This window comes from Rahnella ecdela, assembly GCF_019049625.1.
Lineage (GTDB): Bacteria > Pseudomonadota > Gammaproteobacteria > Enterobacterales > Enterobacteriaceae > Rahnella > Rahnella ecdela.
In genome coordinates this window covers 1-255 of record NZ_JAFMOY010000017.1, presented here as the reverse complement: position 1 = coordinate 255, position 255 = coordinate 1, and the positions used below count along the sequence as shown (strand labels likewise).

At 51.4% G+C, this 255-nt stretch carries 1 protein-coding gene; it reads left to right on the top strand.

Going from position 1 to position 255, the window contains the following annotated elements:
* Nucleotides 1-255, top strand: a 255-nt coding sequence (locus tag J1784_RS00080) for a hypothetical protein (RefSeq protein ID WP_217147565.1), incomplete at both ends; no start/stop codon positions are given.

Below are 255 nucleotides of genomic sequence, written 5' to 3'. Positions count from 1 at the left end.
GGGGTAACCAATCTCATGTTTCCTCTCTGCAAAGTGCCATGCTGGCCGGCCCTGATGTCCCGGATCTTCACGATATAGTGGCAGTGACTCATCATGACACCACCCCGCCTGTTGCGCCGGTTATCAATGCTGTGTATGACGACCAGGGTGTAAATCAGGGTTCTGTTGCTAATGGCGGCAAAACCGATGACAAACTGCTGAAAATCACTGGTACAGCAGAGCACGACAGCATTGTGCTTATCAGCCTTGTGATTG